We start from the raw sequence: 24,778 nt of genomic DNA, 5'->3' as shown, positions 1-24,778 counted from the left end.
GTAGCGTACGGTCGCGGAAATCGGAATCGATTTCCGGCTGGGCGCAACCTGCTACAGCATCGCTTGGCTGACAACCGGCGGAACTTGGTCCAATCGATCGCGGACGGTCGCCTGCTTCAGTGTTTGAGGTGGATCGTCACCCAACCCTCGCGGTGCAAGGTGCGCACGTGGCGAAAATTCTGGCCGACATAGGCCGAGACGACGGCGTCGCGCTGGCGCTCGAGGATGCCCGACAACACGATCGAGCCGCCAAGTGCGATATGACCGGCCATTTGCGACGCCAGCCGCATCAGCGGCCGCGCCAATATGTTGGCGACGATCAGATCGAAGGGCGCGCGCTTGCCGAAGATCGGATGGTGAAAGCCAGGCGCGGTTGCTGTTTCCACCAGTGCCTTGACGTGGTTGAGCCGCGCATTGGCGGCAGCCACCCGCACCGCCACCGGATCGATGTCGGTCGCCAGCACCGGAATATGCGCCAGCTTGGCGACGGCAATAGCCAGTACCGCACTGCCGGTACCGAGGTCGAGCGCATTGCGCGGGTGTTCGCGCCGAACCACTCTTTCCAGCATTTCCAGGCAGCCGGCCGTGGTGCCGTGGTGACCGGTGCCGAAAGCGAGGCCGGCCTCGATCTCGATGGCGAGTTCGCCGCTGTGGCGTTTCCTGCGGTCATGCGCGCCGTGGACGAAGAAACGTCCGGCACGCACCGGCTTCAACTCTTCCAGCGAATGTGCCACCCAATCGATGTCGGGCAGGGCCTCGCGCTCGATCGGCTTCGACAGGGAAAGCCCGGCAAGAATGTCCTTCAAGCGGGTCTCGACCATATCGACGTCGCCATCGGTATAGAGCGACACTTCGTGGATGTCCTTGTCCTCGTCGACCTCCCGCAGGGCGATCGGCAGGCCTTCTTCCTCGAAGGCCGCCTCGAGCGCCGCGAAAATGCTGATGGACTCGATCTTTCCGGTGGTGAAGTAGAGGCGCGTCTGGGTCATGAAATGGTGATTAGCCTTTCGCCGCCAGCCGCTTCAGCTTGGCGATGGCGGTATCGGCGCTTTCGCCATAGGCGATGGTCCCGGCAAAGTCGCCCTTGGCGTTGAGCAACAGCACCGAGGCGGTGTGGTCCATCGTATAGTCGCCATCGCCGGTGTCGACCTTCTTCCAGTAGATGCCGAACGACTTGGCCATGGCATGGACCTTGTCTGGAGCGCCCGTGATGCCGACGATGCGGTCGGAGAAATTGCTGACATAGGCGTTCATCACTTCCGGCGTGTCGCGCTCGGGATCGACCGAGACGAAATAGGCATGCAGGTTCTTGCCGTCGTCGCCGAGCGTCTTCAGCCAGCCGGCCAGTTCGAACAGCGTGGTCGGGCAGACCTCGGGGCAATGGGTGAAGCCGAAGAAGACGACGCTGGGCTGGCCCCGGAAGGCAGCTTCGGTGATCGGCGTGCCTTTCTGGTCGACCAAGGTAAAGGCGGCACCGAAGGGCTCGCCGCCATAGTGGCCGCGGTACCAGTCGAAGGTCAGCCAGCCGATGCCGGCCGCCATCAGGACGAGAATGCCGACCAGGATAGAACGCATCATCAGAAAAGTCCGTCCGCAGAAATCGCCGCGCCGGCTCAATGCCGCGCCTGTGCGACAGTCTTAGCGGTTCGGCCCCGCACAGGCAAAGTGCCGCGTTGCCGCAACCGCGGTGATGTCGGCCGATCTGCTTGCAAAGCCGGGCTGCTCGCCCCACCTGTGACCGGCAACTCGAACCGCAGGAGGCTCTTTTGCCACGACTGATTGGGCACGGATTGATTGGGCGAAAACTGATCGGCGGCGCATTGGCTGCCTGCGTTGTCCTTGGCGCCGGTGCCGCCGTGGCAGATGAAGTCGGCAAGGTCGGCGTCGATTGGCTTGGCAACGACATCATCGTCGAGGCGATCAAGGACCCCAAGGTGGAGGGCGTGACCTGCCATGTCTCCTATTTCGATCGCGGCATCATCGATCGCCTGCACAAGGGCAACTGGTTCGAGGATCCGTCCGATTCGTCGATCTCCTGCCGCCAGACCGGTCCGATCACCATCGGCGACATCGACATGAGCGAGAGCGGCGAGGAAGTGTTCAAGCAAGGCATCAGCCTGATCTGGAAGAAGCAGGTGGTGAACCGCATCTACGACAAGGCCAACGAGACGCTGATCTATCTCTCGCATTCGCGCCAGGTGCAGAACGGCTCGGCCAAAATGTCGGTTACCACCGTGCCGCTCTACGGCCAGAACGTGGTGTGGAGCAAAGGCAAGCCGTAACAGGGGCCGCACTCCTTCGCGGAGCCGGTATGACGGACGATTGGTCCCGCTTGCGGGACCAATCGCTCGGGGGTAAAGCCGCCGCATGGACCGTTCCGAAAATCTCGTCCCGAAAGACCCTGAGCCGCGCATCCATCCGACCGCGGAACTGAAAGCGTGCAAGCTCGGCCGTTATGCCTCAATCGGCGAGCGGGTGGTGTTGCGCGAGGTGAATGTTGGCGACTTCTCTTATTTTGAACGCCACTGTGAAGCGATCTACACGACGATCGGCAAATTCTGCTCTATCGCCGCCAACAGCCGCATCAATGCGCTGGAGCATCCCATAGAGCGGCTGACCCAGCACAAGCTCAGCTACCGGCCGAACGAGTATTTTCGCTGGCTGGGCGTCGATGCCGCCTTCCGTGAGCGGCGGCAGGCGAAAGCCGTGACCATCGGCCATGATGTCTGGATCGGCCACGGCGCGGTGATCATGCCCGGGATCACCATCGGCAATGGCGCGGTGGTTGGCGCCAACGCGGTAGTGACGCGTGATGTGCCTCCCTATACGATCGTCGCCGGCGTGTCGGCGAAGGCTCTCCGGCCACGCTTCGCTGCGGATATCGCGGCGCGTATCGAAACTCTCGCCTGGTGGGACTGGCCGGTCGAAAAGCTCGCCAGAGCGGTTCCCGACATGCAGGCAATGCCGATCGATGCGTTCCTCGATCGCTGGGAAAACGACGCCGTCTGACTTGGTTTGCGCCGCGTTGAAGCGGGCCACGCGACGTGGAGAACCGTCGTCTCCGGACTGAAACCCCTTCCGCCATGCGGGGGTGGCGCAACGGAAGGGGCTGGAGGTAAACCGCTGTGAAGCGGAAGGAACAGGCTCTCTTGCCTGCAGGATTACTGTGGCATTGAACCCATAAGGTGTGTTTTCTGCCCTATTCTCCTTATGCGTGCATTCGATTGCACTAACGTATTTGTTTGCGTCGGGAACCTGAAACGGTCGCGGGTTGTTTCTCATCGCGCCGCAGCGTTGAGGATTTCGATAGATGGAAAAGCATTTCACCAAGGTCGCCAACTGGGTCGCTCGCATAGCCGGCCTGCCGCCGACATTCGCCGTCTGCTGCCTGATCATCATCGTCTGGGCGGTGAGCGGTCCGTTCTTCGGCTTCTCGGACACCTGGCAACTCGTCATCAACACGGGCACGACCATCATCACCTTCCTGATGGTCTTCCTGATACAGAACACTCAGAACCGCGACGGCGCGGCGATCCAGGCCAAACTCGACGAACTGATCCGGGTCGGCAAGGGCCACAACCACTTCATAGGCATCGAGCATCTGACCGAATCCGAAGTCGAGGAGATCCGCGCCAAATGCGAGCGTGCGGCAAAGCGGCATGACGAACAGATCGCCGACATGGCAGCGAAGAAGGTTGTGGCGAGGAAGCGCGGGTCGAAAAAGCAGGCGGCCTGAAGATCAGTGCTTCATGAACGCCGCGAAACTATCCTTGTACTCCGGATGCCAGCGCGACAAAGCGGGGCGGTTCTCGATGATGTCGCCGATCGCCCAGGCCATGCGCTTTTCATCCAGCGGGCGGGCCGCCTCGTTGTCCGGGCACAGTATGTAGAAATCGCCTCTGGTCAGGGATTCCAGCATGAAATCCACAACCTGTTCGCCGGTCCAGGCGCCGGCCGGTTTTTCCGTCGCGCCCTCGGTCAGGCCGGTAAAGGTGAAGCCGGGGATCAGCAGATGGGCAGCGACATGGGCGCCGGGTTCGTTGCGCAACGCATGCGCCAGGCCTTCGGTGAAGGTTTTCACCCCTGCCTTGGAGACATTGTAGGCAAGATTGCCGGGCGGCGTGGTGATGCCTTGCTTGGAGCCGGTGTTGACGATCAGACCCGGCCTGGCCGCGGCCAGCATGCGCGGCGCGAAGGCCTCCACGCCATGCACGACGCCCCAGAAATTGATGTCCAGCAGCCGTTTCCAGGCATCGCGGTTTTCCCATGGCTTTCCGGGGTTGTCGCCGACGCCGGCATTGTTCATCAGCAGCGACACGCCGTCGAAGGCGCCGAACGCCCTCTCGGCGAGGCGGTCCACCTCATCCGCCTTCGAAACGTCGACGGCGACGGCAAGCACGGCATCGTCGCCGGCAATCGCGGAGACGGCGCGCGCGGCGTCGTCAAGCCGCGCGCCGCCAATGTCGGCCAGCACGATCTTCATGCCCATCAGTGCAAGCCGCTTGGCGGCCGCCAGACCGATGCCGCTGGCGGCGCCGGTGATCACGGCGGCATTGCCTGGGGCAAGCGCGGGCAGGGCGGTCTGGATCTCGGCGTCGGTAATCATGGGCGATGGGTTCCTTGTTCGATGGCGCCGAACTTAGCGCCGGAGCCGGCCGGTGCAAGCCTCTGCTCGCCTTGTCGGGTTGACCAGTTCGGTCGAGGCTGCGCATGTTGCCCTTTGCCTCCGCAAAAAGAGATTTTGTCCTGGGCACAAAACAAACTTTAGCCCTGGGGGCAAACGGAGATTTCCTGATTGACGGACTGGGTTGCAATTCTGAAGGAACAGACCGCCATAGGCGACCAGATGGGCCGCGAGGTGCCGCAGATGCTGGCCAATCCCGACATCAGCGAAACGCAGGTGAAGACGCTCTTTTCCGCCCTGGAGAAACAAGCCGAGTTCGTCGAGAAACTGCGCATGGCGCTGGAAAAGTTCGGCCATGATTTCTCGATCATCAAGGCCGCGGAACGGCTGGAGGAGCGCTATGCCGACCTCGCCGCATCGGTGGCGGAAAAACTGAAAGCGATGCGGAAGTAGGGCAACCCGGGAAAGCCGTGTAGCGCTTTCCGTTGAAAATGCGTGAAAACAGCTACTTTTCGATCACCCGCGCAAAACGCGTATCCGGTACGAGCCATATCATCGCGACCAGCACATAGAGCGCGACGCCGATCCACTGGCTGACGAAGGTCAGCACGACGGCTGCGATGTAGACAGCCAGCGAGAGCTTCCCCTTGCGGTCATTGCCGAGGGCCTTGGCAAAGGCGGTGTCATTGCCGTGCAGGCGATGCAGCGCGGCCGCCAGTATGGTGTAGGCGATGGCGCATAGCGCGAGGTCGGTGCCATAGACCGCGACCGGCACCGGCGCAAAGTGGTTCTCGCCCATGAAGGCTGTCGTCACCGGCATCAGCGACAGCCAGAACAGCAGATTGAGGTTCGCCCACAGCACCCGCCCGTCGACCCGCTGCACGGCGTGGAACATGTTGTGCAGGTTGTTCCAATAGATGCCGACATTGATGAAGGACAGCACGTAGCAGAAGAATATCGGCCACAACGGCACCAAGGCGGAGAAATCCTCGCCATGCGGCACTTTCAACTCAAGCACCATGATGGTGATGATGATAGCCACGACGCCATCGGTGAATGCCTCGACCCTGCCTTTGCCCATGGATCGCACCTTTGCCCGCGATGAATTGCCGAAAGAGAGTAAATGCTAGCGGATGTTGAGGAGCCAATAAATGGCAACCGGGAAATTCCTCAACCTCAACGTCCGTAGCGGGCCGGGAGCGGGATACGCCAGGGTGGGAACGCTGCCCGCCGGCTTCAGGGTCAATGTCACCGGCTGCCAGCCGGGCTGGTGTAGAATCCATGGCGGCGGCGTGAGCGGCTGGGCCAGTGCCGGTTATCTCGAACGCTCCCAGATCGTTCGCCCGCCAATCATCATCGTGCGTCCGCCGCATCGGCCGCCACACTGGCACAAGCCGCACCGTCCTCCGCACCATCGGCCGCCGCACAGGCCGCGTCCCGGCAAGTGCAAGATCGCGCCCGGCTTTCCTTGCAGGTAAGGCCGACCGCCTAAGCAATAGATGACGAATCGGAGCCGCTGGCTCCGATCCGAGCCTGTTCAGCCGGCGGATATCCCGTTCAAGCAGTGTCCACCGTGCTGTCAGGAGCCTGCCTGTCGGCTGGAACGTCGTGGATGAAACCGCGTTAAATCCTTGATCCCCAAAATTGGTGACGAGGTTGGCCATGGCCATTCGCGATTTTGCTCATACGCATGACGGGGCAGGTGGCGATGCCCTTGCAATCCCCACCGTCGCCGCGATGATTGCGGTGCTGTTTGCCGGCAGCACGGTGCTGACGCCGCTCTATATCGTGTACAAGCAGCAATTCGGCTTTTCACAAATCACCCTGACGCTGATCTACGCCGTGTATGTCGTCGGCAATCTGGCGGCATTGCTGATGTTCGGCGGGGTGTCCGATGTTGTCGGGCGCCGGCCCGCGAGCCTGGCGGCCATGCTTGTCGCCATCGTCAGTGCGCTTGTCTTCCTGTTTGCCGGAAACGTCGTCTCGCTCGACGTCGCCCGCATCCTGAGCGGGCTTGGCATCGGCGTCGGCGCGGGGACCGGAACCGCGTGGATTGCCGAGCTTCTTCCCGGCGCGGACAAGTCGCGCGCCAGCGTCATTGCCACCAGCACCAATTTCCTCGGCCTCGGTTTTGGCGCCTTGATTTCAGGACTTCTGGCTGAATACGAGCCATGGCCGTTGCGGCTGATCTTCATCGTCTATCTGGCAGCACTTGTGGTGGTAACGATCCTGGTCTGGCGCACTCGCGAAACGGTGGCGAAGCCGGTCGGCCTCGGGCGGTTTTCCTTGCAGCCGCAACTTTCCGTCCCGGAGGAAATCCGTGCGCGCTTCGTCGCGCCGGCGGTGACCGGCTTCGGCGCGATGGCGCTGGTCGGGTTCTACGCCGCGTTGGCGCCGAGTATCCTGGCGCAGCAGCTGCATGAGGCCAACCATGCCGTCGCCGGCGCGCTGTTCTTCGAACTGGCGATCGTCACCGCGATCAGCATTGTCGTTCTGATGCACATGAAGAGCAACAAAGCGATGCTGGCTGCGCTGGCATTGATGATCCCAAGCGTCTTTTTGGTGGTGGCGGCGCAGATACTGGCCTCGATGGCACTGATGGTTGCTGCGACGGCCTGTTGCGGCGTTGCGGCGGCGCTTGGTTACCGTGGCGGGCTGCAAGTGGTGAACGAGATGGCGCCGAAGGATCGTCGCGCCGAAGTAGTGTCCAGCTTCTTCATCTGCTGCTTTGTCGGCAATGCCTTGCCCGTCATCGGCATAGGCATCGTTTCGACCTATGCCAGTCCCATCACTGCCAGCCTGGCGTTCGCCGGCATGATTGTGGCGTTTGCGTTGGTGGCACTGGCTTTTGGGCTGAAACAACACGGGCGTTGAGCCTTGGAGCGGTCCAGCGGAACCGGGTTGGCTTCAGCCGTTCGGTGTTTCAGGCGAAAGATGCGCGCGTCCGCGCGGCACGCCAAGACCGGTGTCCGGCGGCTCGCCGGCGGCCGGCCTGTTCTCGATCATATGCGTGGTGCGCCAGCGGCCGAAACGGTAGTAGGCGGCGGCCAGTATAAGCGAGCTGATCGAACCGGCCGGGAAACTCCACCACAGCGCTTCTTCGCCGATCACGCCACGCATGAAATAGGCAAAGCCGGTGCGCACGACGAGGACCGAGATCACCAGGATGATCAGCGGCGGCATCACGGCACCCGTGGCACGCACCGTGGCAAACAGCACGATGGTTACGCCGAACAGGATGAACGACCAAGAGGCGACATTGTTGATGTGGACGGCGATGTCGATCGCCGCGCTGTCGCTGCTCAGGAACAGGCTCAGCACCGAACGGTCGAAAACCGACAGCACGGCAACCAGCGCGCCGGTCAGGACCAGGTTGAAGCCGACGCCCGAGGCGGCGATGCGGCCGATCCGGTCCCAGCGCCCGGCGCCGACATTTTGTGCCGCCATCGAGGACACCGCGGCGCCGATGGCGAGCGCCGGCATCTGGATGTAGGTCCACAGCTGGGCGGCGATGCCGTAGGCGGCGGCGACCTGTGAGCCGTAGGAATTGACGATGCCCATCACCGTCAGTGCTGCCGCCGAAATGACGATCATCTGCAGGCCCATAGGCACGCCCTTGAAAACGACGATGCGAAGCAAGGTGGGATCGGGCCGCAGCAGAGCGAGGTTGGCGCCGGCCAGCCGCAGCGGATGCTTGCGCACGTAGAGCACGATCAGGATGGCGATCACGCTGACCGTCTGGCCGATCAGCGTCGACGTGGCCGATCCGGCGATGCCGAGTTCGGGAAACGGCCCGATGCCGCGGATAAGCACTGGATTGAGCACGATGTCGAGGACGACGGCCAGCGCCATGAAGAGGAAGGGGGTGCGTGAATCGCCGGCACCGCGCAGCACGGTCATGACGAAGGACAGAAGGTTCATCATCGGCACGGCGACGAAGATGATGCGCAGATAGGAGCGCGCCAGCGGCAAGGCATCGGCCGGTGTGCCGAGCGTGTTGAGAATGGTGTCGACCCAGATCCAGCCGCAGACCGCGAAGATAACCGAGACGAGGAAGAAGAACGTCGCGCTGGTGCCGACGATGCGGCGCGCCTCGGGCAGGTCGCGGGCACCGACCGACTGGGCCACCAGAATGGTGGCCGCCATGCCGATGCCGAATACGGTGCCGAGGATCAGGAACAGGACGAGGTTCGCGTTAGAGGTGGCGGTCAGCGCCGATTCGCCGAGGAAACGGCCGACCCAGACGGCGTTGATCGAACCGTTGAGCGACTGCAGCACGTTGGAGCCGAGCACCGGCAAGGCGAACAGCAAGAGCGTGCGCGGGATCGGGCCGCTGGTCAGGTCCCCGGTGCGCCGGCGCGCGGGCATTTTTTCGTCCATGGCGGGCAGCTCGGCAGATGGTGATTTGGATCCAGTCCACGATGATATCGCAGGCGGGACCGAGATGCACCCTTGCGAACGCGCCACACGGCTGAAAGGCCGCTGCCTCGTTCATGCCAGCCGCGAGCCCCAGCGGACGCGCCAAGCGCCCGGGCAGTGGTGGTTACTTCTTGGCGAGACCCGGCAGCGTGACCTGATAGACCAGGAACATGGTGTCGACATTGGCGCCGTCTTCCGCCTTGTAGGGTGCGCCGACCTGGAAGCCGTCCTGGGCGAGGAAGTCGTTGTCGTTGACGACGAACAGGAAGTAGTCGTCGGGCAGCTTCGGATCGAGAACGCTGACCACCGAGATCGCCTCCCATTTCTCCGACAGGTTGTTCTTGTCGTTGGGCGCGCCATTGTGCAGGCCGAAGCGGCCGAGTTCGCCCTTGTCGTTGATGTCGATGAACGGCGTCAGCTTGGCTGGCGTCACCGACGGGTCGAGCACGCCCTTGGGTGCCAGCGGCTTGTCGGCGGCATCGACGGCGCCGCCGACGATGTCGGTCGCGGCCGAGACGTCGACGACGAGGATCTGGCGCACCAGCGAGGTGTCGCCCTTCAGCCCCTGGCCGTTGCCGCTGTCGCGCGCCAGCATCAGGAAGGTCTTGTCGGAGAGCGCCACGATCTCACTCTGCGCGGCGACCTTGGTCTTGCCCTTGGCATCCTTGAACACCGGCAGCGGCACGACATACTCATGCGCCAGCTTGAGATGGCCGAGGTCGGATGCGTCGTAGACCAGGGCGCGGGTGTTCTGGCGCGTCGCGGGCGAATCGCCGCCATCCTGGCGGGGCGCCGACTGCAGCACCGCGATCAGGAACTTGCCGTCCGGCGTCATCGCCATGCCTTCGAGGCCCTGGTTGTTCTGGCGGCCGGTGTCGGGATCCTTCGGATCGGGTTCGGCAGCACCTGGGCCTGGATTGTCCGAGGCGAAGTTCGGCGCGCCGTGGCGCATCGGCACCAGCGCAGCCGGTGGCTGGGTCGCCGACAGCAGATGTCCGTCGGCGGAGAACCGGTAGATGTTGGGGCCGTATTCGTCGGAGATGAACATGGTGCCGTCGGGCAGCCGTACGATCGCTTCGTTGTCGAGCGCCAGCTTGCCATTGGCTTCGGGCAGCATCGGCATGTCACCGCTTGCCGCGCGCACGCCGTTGAGCGGATCGAGGCCGGTGGCATCAGCGCCCTTGTCGTCGGTGAGAAGCATGGTGTCGGCGAGCGTCGCCTTGACGCCCGTCTGCTCCTGGCCGGCAGCGGGTGCCGCACCCGGTGCAACCGGGACAAATTCGATGCCAATGGTGTTGAGGCGCGGCCGGTAGTCGGTGGTGCCGACGACATTGTAGCCACGGTCCGGCAGCAGCCAGAGCGAACCCTTGTAACCATCGGCGCCATGCGTCCAGCCTGCTGTATCGATCGACATCCCGGAGCCCGAACCGAACGTCTCGCCGAACTTGTCGCGCTGGGCGGCCGGGATGCGGCCAACGCCGACCAGCCCCTTGTTGACGAGGCCGCCGACGGTCGCGGTGCTGCCGGCGAGCGTCGGCGTCAAGGCGGTGAACAAGGCCAGCGCGACGCCGAGTGACGCGGTTCGATACAGGTGTTTCATGGATAATCCTCTTTGTGACGGATGTGCCGGAGCGGCCGCGGGATGAAAAACTGAAAGAGGTGCGACATCGATGATGCCGCGCGTGCCTCCCCGAAACGGGGTCTACGGCGCGAACATGATGCTTGCGTGACAGAGCGCGGTGCATGCCGGGCGTCTTCTTCACGTGCCGATAAAAACGTGTGCCTGGCGGAAAGAATTGATCACTCCGTCGGGGCCCGGTCGCCGAGAAGGCGCGCGCCTGCGCCGGTACTGGACACTTATGTCTAGTACGTATATGGTCTGGCCTTCGGACCAACCGTGGAGGGGAAGCCTTGAAGTCGCACTACCGCGCAGTCGTCATCGGAGGTGGCGTGGTCGGAGCCTCGGTGCTCTACCACCTGACGCGGTTCGGCTGGAGCGATGTGGCGCTGATCGAGCGCGCCGAACTGACGGCCGGTTCGACCTGGCACGCGGCGGCAGGCTTCCATGCGCTCAACGTCGATCCCAACGTGGCGGCGCTGCAGGACTACACCATCAATCTCTACCGGGAAATCGAGGCCGAATCCGGTAGGGATGTCGGCCTGCACATGACCGGCGGCGTCAACATCGCCAGCGATCCCGCGCGCTGGGAGTGGCTGAAATCTGCCTGGGCGGTGTTCCAGTCGGTCGGCATCGAGACCGCGCGCCTGGTCACGCCCGACGAGATCAAGGCGATCTGCCCGATCGTCGACGTCACCGGCGTGCTTGGCGGCCTGCATGATTCCAACGAAGGCCATCTCGACCCGTACGGCACCACGCATGCCTATGCCGGTGCTGCAAAAAAGCGCGGCGCCGACATCATCCTGCGCAACCGGGTCATCGAGCTGAAGGCGCGCGCCGACGGTCGCTGGAACGTCGTCACGGAGCAGGGCACAATCATCGCCGAGCATGTCGTCAATGCCGGCGGGCTGTGGGCAAAGCAGCTCGGCCGCATGGCCGGCATCAACCTGCCGGTGACGCCGATGGAGCATCACTATTTCATCACCGAGGACATTCCGGAGATCGCAGCACTCGACCGGGAAATCGGCATCGCCGTCGATCTCGATGGCTTCTCCTACCTGCGGCAAGAGCGCAAGGGCGTGCTGCTTGGCGTCTACGAGCAGAATCCCAAGCACTGGAACATGGACGGCGCGCCGTGGGACTACGGCATCGAGCTGATCCCGGAAGACATCGACCGCATCAGCCCGGAACTCGCCAAGGCGCATGAGCGCTTTCCCTGCCTGGCGACGGCCGGCATCCGCAAATGGGTCAACGGCGCCTTCACCTTCACGCCGGACGGCAATCCGATCGTCGGGCCGGTGCGCGGGCTGAAAAACTACTGGGTCGCCTGCGGCGTCATGGCCGGTTTCAGCCAGGGCGGCGGCGTCGGCAAATCGCTGGCAGAATGGATGATTTATGGTGAGCCGCAGGCCGACATCTTCGGAATGGACATCGCCCGCTATGGTGCCTTCGCCGCCAACCGGGAATATCTCAGGCAGACGACACGCCAGTTTTATTCGCGCCGCTTCGTTATGACTTTTCCCAATGAACGGCTGCCCGCCGGCCGGCCGCTGAAACGCCCCGGCGCCTATGACGGCATGAGCGCGGCGGGATGCGAATGGACAGCGTCCTGGGGGCTGGAAATCCCGGCCTATTTCGCGCCGATGGGGTTTGCCGAGAACACGACGCTGCGGCGCTCCAACGCCTTCGGCATCGTCGGCGACGAGGCGCTGCAGGTGCGCCGTGCCGCCGGTCTGGTCGATATCTCGGCCTATTCGCGCTATGCGGTCTCAGGGCCTGGCGCGGAAGCGTGGCTCGACCGGCTGCTCGCCTGCAGATTGCCGAAGCCGGGGCGGGCCGGTCTGGCGCCGATGCTCGGCCATGACGGACGGCTGAAGGGCGACCTCACCGTCTTCAACTGGGGCGGCGGCGACTATTGGCTGATGGGCTCCTACTATCTCCGGGAATTCCACATGCGCTGGTTCGAGAACCATGCGGCTGAGGGCGTCACCGTCACCGACCTCTCCGACACGACGAGCGGTTTCCTGCTGACCGGGCCGAATGCGCGCAAGATCCTGGAGCGCACGACGCATCAGGATGTGTCGGGCGCTGCATTGCAATTTATGGCCTGTGGCGCATTTGATATCGGCATGGTGCAGGCACGTGTGGCGCGGCTGTCGATATCAGGCGAGCTCGGCTTCGAAATCAGTTGCCCCGTGACCATGCATGCCACTCTGCGCGACACGCTGCTGGCTGCGGGCGAGGATCTCGGCTTGGCCGAAATCGGCTATTACGCGCTCAATGCGCTGCGGCTGGAGAAGAGCTTTGGCATCTGGTCGCGTGAATTCACGCAAGGCTATACGCCGGGCCAGACCGGTCTCGACCGCTTCATCGCTTTCGGCAAGGGCGACTTCACCGGCCGCGAAGCAGCGTTGAAACAGCGGGAGGCCGGCAGCGGCCAATGCCTGGTGACGCTGGAAATCGATGCGCTCGACGCCGACGCCAGCGGCTTCGAGCCGGTCTGGCATCAGGGCCGGCGCGTCGGCTTCGTCACCTCGGGCGGCTATGGCTATACGGTCGGCAAGAGCTTGGCGCTGGCGCTGGTCGACCGCGATGTTGCACGCGAGGGCACCGCGCTCTCCGTGCATGTCGTGGGTGAGGAACGGCCGGCGCGTGTCGTCGCGGCCTCGCCCTACGATCCCGAGGGCAAGGCAATGCGGCAATGAGGAGGATTTCCGATGGTCGATGACGCGGCACGGGACGGCAGGCGCGAACGCCGGCGTGGACGCACCGGCGAGGCCGGCAGCGAAAGCAGCCGCCGGCCGAACTACCATTCGCTGAAGAACCCGTTCCTGCCGCAGCCGATCTTTTCGGACGATCAGGTGGCTTCAATCCACGACACGGCGCTGCGGGTGCTGGAAGAACTCGGCATCAAGGTCCTGCTGCCGCAAGCGCGCGCGTATTTCGCCAGTGCCGGCGCGCTGGTCGATCCGGACACCGACATGGTGCGCATCGGCCGCGACATGGTGACAGCGGCACTCGCCTCGGCGCCGAGATCGATCCTCGCCCATGCCGGTTCGCGCGCCCGCGATCTGACACTCGAACTCGGCTCGATGACCTTCCTGGCCGGATGCGGGGCGCCCAACGTCACCGATCTCGAGCGCGGCCGGCGGCCCGGAACGCTGGCGGATTTCGAGGATCTCATGCGGCTGGTGCAGCATTTCGACGTGCTGCATATGCTGGGACCCTGCATCGAGCCGCAGGATGTAGACAACCGCTTTCGCCACTATGCCGTCAACCGCGCGCAGCTGACGCTGTCGGACAAGTTTCCGTTCGTCTTCGCGCGCGGCACGCCGCAGGTCGAGGACGGCTTCGAGATGCTGCGGCTGGCGCGCGGCCTGTCGCAGGACGAGTTTCTGGCGGGCGCGCATTGCTACACCGTCATCAACACCAACTCGCCGCGCCAGCTCGATATCCCGATGGCGCAAGGCATCATCGATTTCGCCCGCGCGGGCCAGGTCTCCGTCATCACGCCGTTCTGCCTGGCGGGCGCCATGGCGCCGATCACGGTCGCCGGCGCGCTGACGCTACAGCATGCCGAGGCGTTGGCCGGGCTGACGCTGGCGCAGATCGTGCGGCCGGGTGCGCCGGTCGTCTACGGCTCGTTCTCCTCCAATGTCGACATGAAATCCGGTGCGCCCGCCTTCGGCACGCCCGAGCATGTCAAGGCGACGCTGGGCGCCGGCCAGCTGGCGCGCTTCACCGGACTGCCCTGGCGGTCCGGCGGCGGCAGCGCGGCCAACATCTCCGACGCGCAGGCCGCGCACGAGACGCAATTCGCGCTGTGGGGCTCGGTGCTGGCTGGAGCGACGATGTGCATCCATGCCGCCGGCTGGCTGGAGGGCGGCTTGAGTGTTTCCTTCGAGAAACTGATCACCGACATCGAGGCGCTGCAGACGGTGGCTGAACTTTGCGCCGCGACGCCCGGCGACGCCGATACGATCGGCTTCGAAGCGATCGCCGAGGTGCAGCCGGGCGGCCACTTCTTCTCGGCAGGCCACACCATGGCGCGCTACCGCACGGCCTTCTACGAGCCGCTGGTGGCCGACTGGTCGAATTTCGGCAATCGGACGCAAAGCGGATCGAAGACCGCAAGCGAGCGCGCCACCGGCGTCTGGCGGCGCACACTTGCCGATTTCGTGCCTCCGGCGACGGCTGTTGCCACGTCAGGCGTGCTGGATGAGTTCATCGCGCGGCGCACGGCAGAGGGCGGAGCGGCGCCGGTATCTTAAGGCTGGCTCTCGCCAATCGCCCTGGTTGTGGCGCGATCCGGAACCTACAGCGCGTCCCGCGCATTCAAGGTTGCGGTGCGCTGCGCACCGGTGTGCTGTTTGAGGGGAGGACGCCATGGGTTTCGACCAATATCACGAACCGCCCGAGGAACTGACGCAGGAGGTGCGGACCTTTGCCCGCATGATCACCTCGCTGATCGAGGAGGCGGAGGCGATCAGCTGGTACGAACAGCGCATGTCGGTGGAGAAAGATCCGCAGGCGCGCGCCATCATGAAGAACGCGCAGAGCGAGGAGTTCAAACACTTCGGCATGGATCTCGAATTCCTTCTGCGCCAGAAGAAGGACTGGCGGGCGGAACTGAAGGAAATCCTGTTCACCACGGGCGACATCGTCAAGGCTGGCGAGAAGGGCGAGAAGAAGGTGGACTAAGGTGTGTCGGCATTCAGGTGATGCCGGCCTGCAAACGAAGGTCTTCTGCGCTTCCGGTGCCCACGTACGAAAAGCACGCTCCGCTCCGGTTCGAAAACTATCCTGTTTGGTCGCTTCGCGCCCGTCTTCGACTCCGGCTCGGCCTGACCTGATCTCAACACACCTTGAGGCCTGGCCGGGCAAATTTCACGGCCGATCCGCCACTATCAATCGCTGTCGCGCGCGACCAGTTCCAGCGGCCAGACCTCGCGGATGATCCGCGGACCTTCCGGACCGCCGAAGGCGGGAAGCGACGCCAGCAGCATTTCGGCGAGCCGCTGTCCCATCGGCTCCAGCGCCGGGCGGAATGCGGTCAGCGCCGGCGAGAAGTAGCGGCAGAGCGGCGTATCGACGATGACGATCACGGCCATGTCTTGACCCGGCCTGATGCCCATCTCGGCCAGCGCCTTGCAGCCGCCAAGCGCCATCGCGTCATTGTTGAAGATGATGGCGGTCGGCGGGTCCTTGGAGCGCATGACCTGCGGCGTCACCTCGTAGCCGCCGGCCTCGCTGATGAAGCCGGAGGCGATCAGTTCGGGGTCGATCTCGATGCCATGCCGCTGCAATGCCTTGCGATAGCCATCGAGGAACAAATAGCCGAAGTTTAGATCATGCGCAGGGCGGATGGCGGCAATGCGGCGGTGTCCGCGCGCGACCAGGCGGTCGACTGCCTCGGCACCCGCCCTCTCGAAATCGATATCGAGCGAAGGATAGCTGTCGTCGCCGGACTGACTTCGGCCAAGTGTGGCGAAAGGAAAGCCGGCCTTGCTGAGATAGTCGATCCGATCGTCCTCCCGTCGCGTGTTGGCCAACACGACCGCATCGACCCATCGCGTCTCGACCACGCGGCGCAACCGCTCCTGCTGATATTTGCCGGGCTCACCCATGACGACCATCAGATCGAGGCCATGCTCGGCAAGCTTCGCTTGCAGCCCGGTCAGGAACGGAATGAAGAACGGCTCGCCATATTGCTGGTCGCCCGGATGCGGCTGCAGCATGAAGGCGATCGAATGGGTGGCGCCTTGCCTGAGACTGCGGCCGGACTGGTTCGGCGAATAGTTGAGCGTCCTGGCCGCCTCGAGCACGCGCTGGCGGGTGTCGGCATTGACGTCGGCGCGGCCGTTCAGCGCCCGCGACACCGTGCCGATCGAAATGTTCAGGTGACGGGCAAGATCGTGAATGCTGGATGCCAAGTGACTGTACTCCCCCTTGCTTGGCTAGCACCGGTAGCCGCTGAGGCCAAGGCGACAGGACGATTTTCGCCAAGGGCCAATTGACATTCTACGCCTTCGGGTGTGTTCTCGTAAACGTTTACGGAAAAACGTTTACGGAGTTGCCGTGGATGCCGTAACGATCGGTCTGGAGGGACCGAGCGGAGGAGAAGCGCCGGATGATCAATGCCGTCCTGGTCGGCTGCGGAGCGATGAGCAAGGCCTGGCTCGATGCCATCAGGCAGGTCGACGGGCTCGCCATTGTCGGCCTTGTCGACCTCGATGCCGACAGGGCGCGGGCGAGGGCGCGCGAATACGACCTCAGCAGTGCCGTCATCGGCAGCGATCTCGACGCCGTGCTCGGCCAGACCAGACCGCAAGCTGTGTTCGATGTGGTGGTTCCCGCCGCACGGCGCGAAGTTGCGCTATCCGCCTTTGCTCACAATTGCCATCTGCTGACGGAAAAGCCGCTCGCCGACAGTCGGGAAAATGCGCGCGCCATCGTCGCGGCCGCGCGCCGCGCCGGGCGCATCCATGCGGTCGTGCAGAACCGCCGCTATGTCGCCAATGTCAGGCGCATCCGCAGATTCCTGCACTCCGGCGCCATTGGCACGCCGACCAGCATCCACGCCGACTTTTTCGTCGCGCCGCATTTCGGCGGTTTTCGGGAGGAGATGGCCCATGTCCTGCTGCTCGACATGGCGATCCACACATTCGATGCTGCCCGCTACATGGTGAATGGCGAGCCGGCCGGCGTCCACTGCCAGGAATGGGAGCCGTCCAATTCCTGGTACCGGCAGGGATCGTCGGCCAGTGCCGTCTTCGATCTTGGCGGCGGCAAGGTCTTCACCTATGCGGGTAGCTGGTGCGCGGCCGGCTTCCGCACCAGCTGGGAGGGCAGCTGGCGCATCGTCGCCGAGCGCGGCAGCCTCATCTGGGACGGTCATGACGACCTGAGGGCAGAAGCAGTGATGCCGGGCCGCGACGGGATGTTCGACAAAACCCAGCCGATCGAGGTGCCGCCGCTCGACGCATCCGACCGTGTTGGTGGCCATCTCGGCATCATCCAGGATTTCATCCGCGCTATCGAGACCGGTATCGAGCCGGAGACGCGCGGCGCCGACAACATCAAGAGCCTGGCCATGGTTTTTGGCGCCATCGAAAGCGCCGAGACCGGCCGCCGCGTAACGATCGCAGAGGACGCACAATGACGCCGAACCCGCTTCTCGACATCCGGATCGGCACCATGGTGCGGGCCAATCTCGACGACCCGGCGGCATACATCAAACAGATCCTGCCGCTCGGCTTCGAGAGCATCCAACCCTTCTTCTGGCAGACGCTGGGCGGCAAGGATTTGCCACGGCTGGCCGGCCAGATCCGCGAGGCGATCGGCGATGCCGACGTCACCGTGTCCTCGCTCGGGGTGTTCGGCAATCCGCTGGAAGACGGCGAGGTCGATCGCGGCGTGCTCAAAGCCTGGGAGACAGCGATCGACAATGCGCATCTGTTCGGCACCTCGATGGTCAGCGGCTTCACCGGCCGCCTGCGCGGCAAGAAGCTGACGGACAGCCTGCCGCGCTTCAAGGAGATCTGGGGACCGTTGGCCAGGCGTGCCGCCGACAAGGGGGTGCGGATCGCCTTCGAAAACTGCGCGATGGACGGCAACTGGGCCGCCGGTGACTGGAACATCGCCCACAATCCCGACGCCTGGGAGCTGATGTTCAACGAAGTGCCTGACGACAATCTCGGACTGGAATGGGAGCCCTGCCACCAGCTCGTCTATCTGATCGACCCCATGCCGCAGATCCGCAAATGGGCGCCGCGCATCTTCCACGTCCACGGCAAGGACGCGACGGTGCGCTGGGATGTCATCCGCGAGCATGGCGTTTTCGGCCGGCTGCCCTTCGTGCAGATGCGCACGCCGGGCTTCGGCGACAGCGACTGGACGCGGGTGATCAGCGAATTGCGGCTGGCCGGCTACAAGGGTGCCATCGACATCGAAGGCTGGCACGACCCGGTCTATCGCGGCGACCTCGAGATCACCGGCCAGGTGCGGGCGCTGGAATATCTCAGGCAATGCCGGGGAGGGGTCAGCTACCTGCCGAACCCGATGTGAGGATCGGCCGGCGGGAGGAGCCGGCCGGGATGTCTGCAACGCACATTGCCGAAGCGAATGTCGAAACCCCTCGCTTGCGAGGACAAAAAGGGAGGATAAGTGCATGAGCATGACGATGAGAAGGACAATTCTGCGCTCGACCGTGGTGGCCGCCGCCACTGTGCTTGCCGCTGCGATCTCCACCTTGCCCGCGCAGGCGCTCGACGCCAAATGGTGCAAGGACGTCCACATCCGCTTCTTCGTCGGCGGCGCCGAGGGCGACGCTTTCGGCACCATCGTCTACAATGGCGCCAAGCAGGCAGAGGACGATCTCGGGCCGAAGGTCGACTACATCTTCTCCCAGTGGGACATCGAAAAGATGGTGCAGCAACTGCGCGAGGCCGTCGCGGTCAAGCCCAACGGCATCGCCATGATGGGCCATCCGGGCGACGCGTCGATCATGCCGCTCGCCGAACAGGCGCACAAGGACGGCATCAAGATGATGTATCAGAACGTGCCGGTGCCGAAGGTGATGGCGGCATTCGGCGGAGGCTATGTCGGCGCCCAGCAGGAACAGCAGGGCCGCGCGCTCGGCGCCGAGGCGTTCAAGCTGGGCAAGCTGAAGGCCGGCGACAAGGCGATCATGATCGGTCCGTTCGAAAACGAAAGTCGCGGCGCGCGCGAGCGCGGCACGGTGGCAGCGCTCAAGGAAGCCGGCGTCGAGGTCATCCAGTTGTCCTCACCGCCGAGCGGCGAATGGGCGTCCGACCCCAATCTGGCCATTCCGGTGATCACCGCGGCGCTGCTCAACAATCCCGACGTCAAGGCGGTCGGCTATCCCGGCGGGCAGATGCTCGGCAATGTCTCGACCTACATGCAGGCGGCCGGACGCAAGGCGGGCGAGATCTTCAACTTCGGCTTCGACACTAGCCCGCAGATCGTCGAGGGCTTCAAGGGCGGCTGGGTGCAATTGACCGCCGACCAGCAGCCGTTCCTGCAGGGCTATCTGCCGATCCTCAGCCTCTGCCAGCAGGTTGTGCTGGGGCTGGCGCCGATGAATGTCGACACCGGCGCCGGTTTCGTCACGCCCGAAAATTACGAGATCGTTGCCGAGCTCGCCAAGCAGGCGCTGCGCTGACCTCCCAAGCCGCCGGCCGGGATCTCAGGCCCCGGCCGGCGGGACCGCCGGCGACGAAGCCGGCAAGAGACAATCAAAGCGAGGATCCGATGGCAGAACGCCTCATCGAACTGCGCGACATCAGCAAATCCTATGGCCAGGTCTATGCACTGGGCGGGGTCAATCTCAGCGTCGACCGCGGCGAGGTCGTCGGCCTGCTCGGCGACAATGGCGCCGGCAAGTCGACGCTGATCAAGATCCTGTCCGGCGTGGTCAAGCCGACCAGCGGCGAAATCCTCGTGCGCGGCAAGCCGGTGACCGGATGGAGCGCCGCGCGTTCCCGCGAGGCCGGCATCGAGACGGTTTTCCAGGACCGGGCGCTGGCCGTGCAGCAGACCATCGTTCGCAACATCTTCATGGGCCGCGAGCTGACCGGCTTCATGGGCTTTCTCAGGGTCAACAATGAGATCGAGGAGGCAAGCCGGCTGATGCGCGAGATCGGCTTCACCTCGAAAGTTTTCACGCCGCAGTCGATCGTCGGCCAGCTTTCGGGCGGCGAACGCCAGGGCGTGGCGATCGCCCGCGCCATCTACAAGCAAGCGGAGCTGATCGTCCTCGACGAACCGACGACGGCGCTGTCGCTGACCGAAACCGCCAAGGTGTTCCATTTCGTGCGCCAGGTGCGGGCGAGCGGCCGCTCGATCCTGTTCATCGGCCACAACATCCATCATGTCTTCGACATCGCCGATCGCTTCGTCGTGCTCGACCGTGGCAAGGTCGCACTGACGACCGACCGCAGCGAGGTCAAGTCGGCCGAAGATCTCATCAACTTCATGGAAGAGGTCGCGCATCCCGGCGGGTTGGCCGGGCTGCACGATGCCGGTGACGCGGAGCAGAGAGCACGATGAGCAAGACCATGGAGCCCGACCTGCACGAGCCGTCCGCCGGCATTCCCCGCCCCAGTGCCCAGAAAGAGTGGAAACATCCATCCGATCACTGGATGCGCGGTTTCATCCTCGACAATCGTGCCGCGCTCGGCACGCTCGCCGTGTTCATCGTCATGATGGCGGTGTTCATGATCGCCAACCCGACCGTCTTCACCACCTGGTATCTCTACCGCTCGGTGCTGACGACGCTCCCCGTTGCGCTGTTCGTGGTGGTGCCGTTGGTCTTCGTCGTCACCTGCGGTGAGATCGACCTGTCGTTTCCGGCAACAATGGGTTTTGCCTCATGGGTCTTCGCGCTGGTCGTGCAGGCCGGCTACGATCCGTTTCTCGGCATCGCCGCGGCACTCGTCACCGGCATGCTGCTCGGCTTCCTGGTAGGCTCGCTGGTCGTCTATGGCGGGCTGTCGTCGCTGATCGCCACGCTCGGCATGAATTTCCTGCTGCGTGGCCTGATCCAGATCATCAACGAAGGCAAGTCGATGGCGCTGACCAGCCTCAGCGACAGCTGGGCCTACACGATCTTCTCAAGCCAGGTCCTGGGCATTCCGGTGCAGATATTCTGGGCCATCGGCTTCGTCGTGCTGTCGGCGATGCTCTATAACAGGCATCGCTTCGGCGCGCAGGTGAGGGTCGTCGGCGACAATCCCGACAGCGCCCAGCAGATGGGCATCGACGTCAAGCGCGTGCGGGTGAAAGTGTTCGTCTTCGTCGGCATCGGGGCTGCGATCGCCGGCACCTTCTCGGTGATGATCAACTTCACCTGGTGGCCGACGGCCGGCGACGGTTATCTCCTGCCGGTGCTGGCCTCGGTGTTCGTCGGCGGCACGCCGACCTGGGGCGGCATCGGCACCGTCGTCGGCGGCGCCATCGGCGCGGTCACCGTGTCCTTCATCCAGACCGGCGTCGTCGCGGCGGGCCTGAGCGGCTTCTACGTGCAGTTCTTCAACGGCCTGATCATCATCCTGTCGCTGCTGGGGCACAAGTGGAACCAGGCAAGGTACAGGTGAGGGTTTCGTTGGCGGACCGATTGGCGCGGACGCCCATCGTTTCGTCATCCACGGGTCTCCGCGACGGAGCTGAGCTCCTTGCTTCGCCCGTGGATGACGAAGGTGACGCAATCCTCACACCGCCGCGACAAACCCGTCCAGCACGCGTTTCTGGCCGGCCTTGTCGAAGTCGATGGTCAGCTTGTTGCCTTCGATGGCGGAAATGTTGCCGTTACCGAATTTCTGATGGAAGACGCGGTCGCCGACGCTGAAAGCCGATGGCGTGTCGGAGACGGATTTGGCGACCAGTTCGCCGTCGATCGTGCGGCCCTTGACGGAGGTGCGGCCGGCGCCGTAGCCGCTGTCGGTTTCGCCATAGCCGATGCGCTCGACCTGATGGCCGGAGCGCGAGCCCCAGTTGCGGTCGGTCGCCTCGGTGCGGTTGGCCTGCGCGCGCTGCCAGCCCGGTGTCGCATAGGTGTTCGAGAAGGCGCCGGATTTTTCGGTGTCGGCGCCGACATTGTCGAAGCGGGAGGCGCCATAGGGGTTCTGCCGTCCTGCGCCCTGGCCGCCGCGGCCGGAGGCAAACGAACCGCCGCCATAGGAATTGCCGTAGCCGCCGTAGGAGTTGCCGCTTTCGGCGACCTCGACATGGGCTTCGGGCAATTCGTCGAGGAAGCGTGACGGGATGGTCGACTGCCACAGGCCGTGGATGCGGCGGTTGGAGACGAACCACAGATGCAGGTTCTTCTTGGCGCGGGTCAGGCCGACATAGGCAAGGCGGCGCTCTTCCTCCAGCCCGGAGCGGCCGCCTTCATCGAGCGCGCGCTGATGCGGGAACAAGCCTTCCTCCCAGCCGGGCAGGAAGACGGTTTCGAATTCCAGGCCCTTGGCCGAATGCAGCGTCATGATGCTGACGGCGTCGAGGCCGGCATTCTGCTCGGCATCCATGACCAGTGCGACATGCTCGAGGAAGGAGCGCAGCGATTCATACTCCTCCATCGAGCGGATCAGCTCTTTCAGGTTCTCCAGCCGGCCGGGGGCTTCGACCGAGCGGTCGTTCTTCCACATGTCGGTGTAGCCGCTCTCTTCGAGAATGGTCTCGGCGAGTTCGGTGTGGGGCGTGGTTTCCAGCGCCTTCTGCCAGCGCTCGAAATTGGCCGCCACTTCACGCAAGGCCGCGCGCGGCTTCGGCTTCAGTTCGTCGCTTTCGGCCAGCTTGGCGGCGGCTTCCAGCATCGGGATGCGCAGCGCACGCGCGGTGTCGTGGATCTGCCGGATGGTGGCTTCGCCCAGCCCGCGCTTGGGCACATTGACAATGCGTTCGAAGGCGAGGTCGTCGGCGCCTTGCGCGACGACGCGGAAAAAGGCCAGCGCATCGCGGATTTCCATGCGCTCGTAGAAGCGCGGGCCGCCGATGACGCGGTAGTTAAGGCCGAGCGTGACGAAACGGTCCTCGAACTCGCGCATCTGGAACGAGGCACGGACCAGGATCGCCATGTCGTTGAGATTGTGCTTTTGCCGCTGGTAGGTCTCGATGGTCTCGCCGACGGCGCGCGCTTCTTCCTCGGAATCCCAGGCGGCGTGGACATGCACCTTGCCGTCTTCGGGATCGTTGCGGTCCGTGAACAGCGTCTTGCCGAAGCGGCCGTCATTGTGGGCGATGAGGTGGGAGGCAGCGCCAAGGATGTGCGCGGTCGAGCGGTAGTTGCGCTCCAGCCGGATGATGGTGGCGCCGGGAAAATCCTTGTCGAAGCGCAGGATGTTGTCGATCTCCGCGCCGCGCCAGCCATAGATGGATTGGTCGTCGTCGCCGACGCAGCAGATGTTGACTTTGTTTTCGCTCACGGCCGCGCGCTCGTTTCGCTCGCTGGCCTCCGCGGGGGCGGCCTGGCCGGCCGACGCCCGGTCGGGCTTGCGGCCTTCGGCCGAATGCAAATCCTTCGACGTTGACGCGCGCCCTGCATCCGGCCGTTGCGCCAGGAGGCGCAGCCACATGTACTGGGCGGTGTTGGTGTCCTGGTACTCGTCGACGAGGATGTATTTGAAGCGCTTGTGGTATTCCTTGAGCACGTCCGGATTGGCGCGGAAGATGCGGATCGGATGGCAGAGCAGGTCGCCGAAATCGCAGGCGTTCAGCGTTTTCAGCCGCTCCTGATAGGCCTTGTAGAGTTCGCGGCCCTTGCCGTTGGCGAAGGCGCGGGCATCGCCCTCGGCGATGTCGGCCGGGCCTTGCCCCTTGTTCTTCCAGCCGTCGATCATCTGGGCGAACTGCTTGGCCGGCCAGCGCTTGTCGTCCAGACCTTCGGCCTGGATCAGCTGCTTGATCAGCCGCACGACGTCGTCGGTGTCGAGGATGGTGAAGTCGGATCTCAAGCCGGCAAGTTCTGCGTGGCGGCGCAGCAGCTTGACGCCGATCGAGTGGAAGGTGCCGAGCCAGGGCATGCCCTCGACATTGCCTTCGCCGATCAGCACGCCAATGCGGATCTTCATCTCGCGCGCGGCCTTGTTGGTGAAGGTCACCGCGAGGATCTGCGACGGGAACGCCTTGCCGGTGGCGAGGATGTGAGCGATGCGGGTGGTGAGCACGCGGGTCTTGCCGGTGCCGGCTCCGGCCAGCACCAGAACCGGGCCTTCGGTGGTTTCCACCGCCAGCCGCTGCTCGGGGTTCAGCCCCTTGAGATAGTCGGGCGCGTTGTTGTGTCCGCTGCGGGCAGCCATGGCGCGCGCGGCGATGCCCGACGGGGCCGTGGGCCGCGCATTGGGTTCGTCGAAAAAGGGCATGTCTTCGGAAAAGCCGGACATTGCCCCGAATGTAGTGATTCGGTGGGGAAAGACCAGAACTGTCTACGTTTTGTTCCGCTAAAGCGCCCGATTGCTGCCCCACGCTCCCACCGCGGTCGATGTTATCCCAATTGTGACGGACCATTACCGCTTGCGTTTGAGGCCCGTGCTTGACAGGCGGGACCGTCAGGAGAAAGTTGTGCTTCGGGCAGCGACGCAATGCCGGGTTGCCATGGC

General features: G+C 64.1%; 22 protein-coding genes. 14 read left to right on the top strand and 8 right to left on the bottom strand.

The genetic code is table 11. From position 1 onward, the window contains the following. Window positions 1-116 precede the first annotated feature (116 nt). Both EOA16_RS23010 and EOA16_RS23005 read right to left on the bottom strand, forming a co-directional pair. Window positions 117-989: a 50S ribosomal protein L11 methyltransferase gene (locus EOA16_RS23010; protein WP_127260294.1), complete on the bottom strand. Its 873-nt coding sequence runs from the start codon at window positions 987-989 to the stop codon at window positions 117-119. Between the two features lie 10 nt (window positions 990-999). After that, on the bottom strand, window positions 1,000-1,578 hold the full coding sequence (locus EOA16_RS23005) for an SCO family protein (protein WP_023813126.1): 579 nt from the start codon (window positions 1,576-1,578) through the stop codon (window positions 1,000-1,002). 188 nt (window positions 1,579-1,766) lie between these two features. On the opposite strand from EOA16_RS23005, the gene EOA16_RS23000 reads away from it, so the two are divergent. The 3 genes from EOA16_RS23000 to EOA16_RS22990 all read left to right on the top strand — a co-directional run bounded on the left by EOA16_RS23000 (window position 1,767) and on the right by EOA16_RS22990 (window position 3,736). Then, the gene (locus EOA16_RS23000; protein WP_127260293.1) at window positions 1,767-2,282 is read left to right on the top strand and encodes a CreA family protein; all 516 of its coding nucleotides are present in this window, start codon (window positions 1,767-1,769) and stop codon (window positions 2,280-2,282) included. Window positions 2,283-2,367: 85 nt separating this feature from the next. Beyond that, the gene (locus EOA16_RS22995) at window positions 2,368-3,009 is read left to right on the top strand and encodes a DapH/DapD/GlmU-related protein (RefSeq protein ID WP_127260292.1); all 642 of its coding nucleotides are present in this window, start codon (window positions 2,368-2,370) and stop codon (window positions 3,007-3,009) included. A gap of 301 nt (window positions 3,010-3,310) precedes the next feature. Beyond that, window positions 3,311-3,736 (top strand): low affinity iron permease family protein, encoded by a 426-nt coding sequence (locus EOA16_RS22990; RefSeq protein WP_127260291.1) that lies wholly within the window; start codon window positions 3,311-3,313, stop codon window positions 3,734-3,736. Window positions 3,737-3,739: 3 nt separating this feature from the next. Here the strand turns inward: EOA16_RS22990 and EOA16_RS22985 are convergent, their stop codons facing one another. After that, window positions 3,740-4,606 (bottom strand): SDR family NAD(P)-dependent oxidoreductase, encoded by an 867-nt coding sequence (locus EOA16_RS22985; RefSeq protein WP_127260290.1) that lies wholly within the window; start codon window positions 4,604-4,606, stop codon window positions 3,740-3,742. Window positions 4,607-4,795: 189 nt separating this feature from the next. Here EOA16_RS22985 and EOA16_RS22980 point away from each other — a divergent pair, with 189 nt between their 5' ends. After that, a complete protein-coding gene (locus EOA16_RS22980; RefSeq protein WP_023813121.1) occupies window positions 4,796-5,077 on the top strand; it encodes a hypothetical protein in 282 nt (93 codons plus the stop codon). Between the two features lie 52 nt (window positions 5,078-5,129). Here EOA16_RS22980 and EOA16_RS22975 read toward each other — a convergent pair whose 3' ends face one another. Next, window positions 5,130-5,705, bottom strand: a complete 576-nt coding sequence (locus EOA16_RS22975) for a TMEM175 family protein (protein WP_127260289.1) — start codon at window positions 5,703-5,705, stop codon at window positions 5,130-5,132. A gap of 70 nt (window positions 5,706-5,775) precedes the next feature. Here EOA16_RS22975 and EOA16_RS22970 point away from each other — a divergent pair, with 70 nt between their 5' ends. Both EOA16_RS22970 and EOA16_RS22965 read left to right on the top strand, forming a co-directional pair. Further along, complete coding sequence (locus EOA16_RS22970) at window positions 5,776-6,102, top strand: SH3 domain-containing protein (RefSeq protein ID WP_245456003.1); 327 nt, start codon at window positions 5,776-5,778, stop codon at window positions 6,100-6,102. Window positions 6,103-6,286: 184 nt separating this feature from the next. Beyond that, complete coding sequence (locus EOA16_RS22965; RefSeq protein WP_127260288.1) at window positions 6,287-7,498, top strand: MFS transporter; 1,212 nt, start codon at window positions 6,287-6,289, stop codon at window positions 7,496-7,498. Window positions 7,499-7,531: 33 nt separating this feature from the next. Here the strand turns inward: EOA16_RS22965 and EOA16_RS22960 are convergent, their stop codons facing one another. Then, entirely contained in the window at window positions 7,532-8,992 is a 1,461-nt protein-coding gene (locus tag EOA16_RS22960; protein ID WP_245456002.1) for an MATE family efflux transporter, read from the bottom strand. Window positions 8,993-9,167: 175 nt separating this feature from the next. Then, window positions 9,168-10,643 carry an esterase-like activity of phytase family protein gene (locus tag EOA16_RS22955; RefSeq protein ID WP_127260286.1) on the bottom strand — a complete coding sequence of 492 codons (1,476 nt, stop codon included), beginning with the start codon at window positions 10,641-10,643 and terminating at the stop codon, window positions 9,168-9,170. 311 nt (window positions 10,644-10,954) lie between these two features. On the opposite strand from EOA16_RS22955, the gene EOA16_RS22950 reads away from it, so the two are divergent. From EOA16_RS22950 to EOA16_RS22940, 3 genes are all read left to right on the top strand, one after another. Continuing rightward, complete coding sequence (locus EOA16_RS22950; protein WP_127260285.1) at window positions 10,955-13,366, top strand: FAD-dependent oxidoreductase; 2,412 nt, start codon at window positions 10,955-10,957, stop codon at window positions 13,364-13,366. 12 nt (window positions 13,367-13,378) lie between these two features. Beyond that, window positions 13,379-14,932, top strand: coding sequence for a trimethylamine methyltransferase family protein (locus tag EOA16_RS22945; protein ID WP_127260284.1), 1,554 nt, complete (start codon window positions 13,379-13,381; stop codon window positions 14,930-14,932). A gap of 115 nt (window positions 14,933-15,047) precedes the next feature. Next, window positions 15,048-15,362 (top strand): hypothetical protein, encoded by a 315-nt coding sequence (locus tag EOA16_RS22940; RefSeq protein WP_127260283.1) that lies wholly within the window; start codon window positions 15,048-15,050, stop codon window positions 15,360-15,362. Between the two features lie 206 nt (window positions 15,363-15,568). Here the strand turns inward: EOA16_RS22940 and EOA16_RS22935 are convergent, their stop codons facing one another. Further along, window positions 15,569-16,594 carry a LacI family DNA-binding transcriptional regulator gene (locus EOA16_RS22935; RefSeq protein WP_127260282.1) on the bottom strand — a complete coding sequence of 342 codons (1,026 nt, stop codon included), beginning with the start codon at window positions 16,592-16,594 and terminating at the stop codon, window positions 15,569-15,571. Window positions 16,595-16,791: 197 nt separating this feature from the next. Here EOA16_RS22935 and EOA16_RS22930 point away from each other — a divergent pair, with 197 nt between their 5' ends. The 5 genes from EOA16_RS22930 (at window position 16,792) to EOA16_RS22910 (ending at window position 21,778) form a co-directional block, all read left to right on the top strand. Beyond that, window positions 16,792-17,823: a Gfo/Idh/MocA family oxidoreductase gene (locus EOA16_RS22930; RefSeq protein ID WP_127260281.1), complete on the top strand. Its 1,032-nt coding sequence runs from the start codon at window positions 16,792-16,794 to the stop codon at window positions 17,821-17,823. Then, window positions 17,820-18,728, top strand: a complete 909-nt coding sequence (locus tag EOA16_RS22925) for a sugar phosphate isomerase/epimerase (RefSeq protein ID WP_127260280.1) — start codon at window positions 17,820-17,822, stop codon at window positions 18,726-18,728. Before EOA16_RS22930 ends, EOA16_RS22925 begins: the two co-directional genes overlap by 4 nt. A gap of 103 nt (window positions 18,729-18,831) precedes the next feature. Then, on the top strand, window positions 18,832-19,845 hold the full coding sequence (locus EOA16_RS22920) for a substrate-binding domain-containing protein (RefSeq protein ID WP_127260279.1): 1,014 nt from the start codon (window positions 18,832-18,834) through the stop codon (window positions 19,843-19,845). Window positions 19,846-19,934: 89 nt separating this feature from the next. After that, the gene (locus tag EOA16_RS22915; RefSeq protein ID WP_127260278.1) at window positions 19,935-20,732 is read left to right on the top strand and encodes an ATP-binding cassette domain-containing protein; all 798 of its coding nucleotides are present in this window, start codon (window positions 19,935-19,937) and stop codon (window positions 20,730-20,732) included. Then, entirely contained in the window at window positions 20,729-21,778 is a 1,050-nt protein-coding gene (locus EOA16_RS22910; protein WP_127260277.1) for an ABC transporter permease, read from the top strand. Before EOA16_RS22915 ends, EOA16_RS22910 begins: the two co-directional genes overlap by 4 nt. A gap of 114 nt (window positions 21,779-21,892) precedes the next feature. Here EOA16_RS22910 and EOA16_RS22905 read toward each other — a convergent pair whose 3' ends face one another. After that, window positions 21,893-24,562 carry a UvrD-helicase domain-containing protein gene (locus tag EOA16_RS22905; RefSeq protein ID WP_127260276.1) on the bottom strand — a complete coding sequence of 890 codons (2,670 nt, stop codon included), beginning with the start codon at window positions 24,560-24,562 and terminating at the stop codon, window positions 21,893-21,895. Between the last annotated feature and the right edge of the window lie 216 nt (window positions 24,563-24,778).

The sequence above is a fragment of the Mesorhizobium sp. M7A.F.Ca.US.008.03.1.1 genome, from assembly GCF_003997495.1.
Taxonomy (GTDB): domain Bacteria; phylum Pseudomonadota; class Alphaproteobacteria; order Rhizobiales; family Rhizobiaceae; genus Mesorhizobium.
This window is presented reverse-complemented; position numbering and strand designations above follow the sequence as displayed.

Excerpts from the sequence above, each read along its gene's own strand:
- EOA16_RS23005 (WP_023813126.1), bottom strand. The coding sequence starts at position 1,578 with ATGATGCGTTCTATCCTGGTCGGCATTCTCGTCCTGATGGCGGCCGGC.
- EOA16_RS22945 (WP_127260284.1), top strand. The coding sequence starts at position 13,379 with ATGGTCGATGACGCGGCACGGGACGGCAGGCGCGAACGCCGGCGTGGA.
- EOA16_RS22915 (WP_127260278.1), top strand. The coding sequence starts at position 19,935 with ATGGCAGAACGCCTCATCGAACTGCGCGACATCAGCAAATCCTATGGC.
- EOA16_RS23010 (WP_127260294.1), bottom strand. The coding sequence starts at position 989 with ATGACCCAGACGCGCCTCTACTTCACCACCGGAAAGATCGAGTCCATC.
- EOA16_RS22940 (WP_127260283.1), top strand. The coding sequence starts at position 15,048 with ATGGGTTTCGACCAATATCACGAACCGCCCGAGGAACTGACGCAGGAG.
- EOA16_RS22960 (WP_245456002.1), bottom strand. The coding sequence starts at position 8,992 with ATGCCCGCGCGCCGGCGCACCGGGGACCTGACCAGCGGCCCGATCCCG.
- EOA16_RS22975 (WP_127260289.1), bottom strand. The coding sequence starts at position 5,705 with ATGGGCAAAGGCAGGGTCGAGGCATTCACCGATGGCGTCGTGGCTATC.
- EOA16_RS22990 (WP_127260291.1), top strand. The coding sequence starts at position 3,311 with ATGGAAAAGCATTTCACCAAGGTCGCCAACTGGGTCGCTCGCATAGCC.
- EOA16_RS22910 (WP_127260277.1), top strand. The coding sequence starts at position 20,729 with ATGAGCAAGACCATGGAGCCCGACCTGCACGAGCCGTCCGCCGGCATT.
- EOA16_RS22920 (WP_127260279.1), top strand. The coding sequence starts at position 18,832 with ATGAGCATGACGATGAGAAGGACAATTCTGCGCTCGACCGTGGTGGCC.
- EOA16_RS22930 (WP_127260281.1), top strand. The coding sequence starts at position 16,792 with ATGATCAATGCCGTCCTGGTCGGCTGCGGAGCGATGAGCAAGGCCTGG.
- EOA16_RS22995 (WP_127260292.1), top strand. The coding sequence starts at position 2,368 with ATGGACCGTTCCGAAAATCTCGTCCCGAAAGACCCTGAGCCGCGCATC.
- EOA16_RS22965 (WP_127260288.1), top strand. The coding sequence starts at position 6,287 with ATGGCCATTCGCGATTTTGCTCATACGCATGACGGGGCAGGTGGCGAT.
- EOA16_RS22905 (WP_127260276.1), bottom strand. The coding sequence starts at position 24,562 with ATGTCCGGCTTTTCCGAAGACATGCCCTTTTTCGACGAACCCAATGCG.
- EOA16_RS22985 (WP_127260290.1), bottom strand. The coding sequence starts at position 4,606 with ATGATTACCGACGCCGAGATCCAGACCGCCCTGCCCGCGCTTGCCCCA.
- EOA16_RS22970 (WP_245456003.1), top strand. The coding sequence starts at position 5,776 with ATGGCAACCGGGAAATTCCTCAACCTCAACGTCCGTAGCGGGCCGGGA.
- EOA16_RS22925 (WP_127260280.1), top strand. The coding sequence starts at position 17,820 with ATGACGCCGAACCCGCTTCTCGACATCCGGATCGGCACCATGGTGCGG.
- EOA16_RS22955 (WP_127260286.1), bottom strand. The coding sequence starts at position 10,643 with ATGAAACACCTGTATCGAACCGCGTCACTCGGCGTCGCGCTGGCCTTG.